The 1529-nt window shown below is 67.6% G+C and carries 3 protein-coding genes; 1 reads left to right on the top strand and 2 read right to left on the bottom strand.

Annotated elements, in window-relative coordinates; genetic code table 11:
• A partial coding sequence (locus ABD879_RS32555; protein ID WP_345025638.1) for a tetratricopeptide repeat protein occupies positions 1-435 on the top strand: 435 nt, incomplete at its 5' end.
• Positions 436-485: 50 nt separating this feature from the next.
• On the opposite strand, the gene ABD879_RS32550 is transcribed toward ABD879_RS32555, so the two are convergent.
• Both ABD879_RS32550 and ABD879_RS32545 read right to left on the bottom strand, forming a co-directional pair.
• Complete coding sequence (locus ABD879_RS32550) at positions 486-1283, bottom strand: Scr1 family TA system antitoxin-like transcriptional regulator (RefSeq protein ID WP_345025637.1); 798 nt, start codon at positions 1281-1283, stop codon at positions 486-488.
• Positions 1280-1529 (bottom strand): hypothetical protein (locus ABD879_RS32545; RefSeq protein WP_345025636.1); only part of this gene is annotated, 250 nt, incomplete at its 5' end. The genes ABD879_RS32550 and ABD879_RS32545, both read right to left, overlap by 4 nt.

Here is a 1529-nt window from a genome sequence, read left to right as displayed (position 1 = left end):
GACTCCTCACACCCTTGCAGGTATCAGAGCCTCCAACCAACTCGGGGAGGTCCAAGCATTGGCAGCCGGCATGGCCAAGCTGACGCTCTTCAAGGTCTTGGACAGGTCGCCCGGAAGCAGGGTGAGTATGAGCAGGCGGCCAAGCACCTCCAGGAGGCTCTTGCCCTCTACCAGGACATCGGCGACCGGCACGGCCAGGCCAACGCTCATCTACAATATGCGCGGCTGGCGGAAACCCAGGGACGGCGCAAGACGGCAAGCCATTCCTACCGATCCGCTGCCAAGCTTTATGCGGAAATCGGCCTTCATGAGTGGGCCGACCGCTGTTCCGCGGATTATCAGCGCATCCAAACCCACGCGACCCCGGAAGCGGACAGCCGGCCCCACGAAAGCGGTGACGTGCCGCTTCCGGCGGCGCCTGGGCGTGACGGATGAACTCGGCGGCGGGGCGCTGTGGGGCGCCGTGTTCACGCCGCCGAGGGGAATCACGTAGTCTCCTGGGCGCTGCAGGCCGCCATCCCGAGCATGCGGCGGGCCTCGGTGCCGAACAGCGCGTGTCGTTCGTACTCCCGGAAGACGTCTGCGTACCTGCGCACCTCGGCCGCGTCGGTGTAAGTCACTTCGCGTGTGAACGTCTCCACCGTCACGGCGAAGGTGCCGAACACCGTGAAGCCGTGCAGCGGCAGACGCGGCCAGCCGTCCGCCGAGCCGGGCACGATTCCCAGCCGCACGTTGGGCCGTTCCGCCAGCGTCAGCAGGTGGGCGATCTGCCCCGGTAGGCACGTCCCCGAGCCCGGCCGCGTCCGCAGCGCCGCCTCCGCCAGCACGAACGTGAACAGCCGGCTCTCGTCCGCCAGCACCGCGGCCCAATTCACCGGGCCGCTCCCGATGAACAGCGCGGACTGGGCCGAGTACTCCGCCGTCCGCAGCGGACCGGGAATGATGAACGCGCCGAACCCCCACACCGCCGTCGCCTGCTCGCCCAGTTCCACCGCCGCGCCGGGCCGGAAGCACACGCCCCTCTCGATCTGCGGGGGCGCCGTTTCCGCGTAGGCGGCCCGCACCAGGACGGCCAGCCGCTTGGCCTCCGCCTCTTCCATGTCCAGCACCGCGAACAGCCGCAGCACCGCCTCGGGGTCGGAGGCCCGCTCCCCCATCTCCACCTGCGACACCGTCAATTCGGGCACCCCGGCCCGCGATGCGATTTCGGCGTCCGTCAGCCCGGCGGCCGCCCGCCGCCACCGCAATTCCCGCCCGATCTCATGCAGCCGCTCCTTGCTCATATCCGGCGTTCTACCATCTCGGCGTCCGCTGTATTGGGCGGAACGGCGGTGAACAACGCGGAATCGCGTCCGATGTGGCGGGCCGCGTGCAGAAAGTGCGATATGTCATTCGCATCATGGCGCCGAGGAACTTCCCGGTATCTCGGTAGAATATGTGTTGATATGATCATTTCTGTAGCCGGTTCGGCGGTACACTGAGCCTTTTCCATCCTGATCACGCTGGTCACGGGGTTGTCGCGGTCTCGG

This window comes from Actinomadura keratinilytica (assembly GCF_039539665.1).
Taxonomy (GTDB): Bacteria; Actinomycetota; Actinomycetes; order Streptosporangiales; family Streptosporangiaceae; genus Spirillospora; species Spirillospora keratinilytica.
The sequence above is the reverse complement of the archived record's forward strand: the minus strand, read 5'-3'. Positions and strand labels throughout refer to the sequence as shown.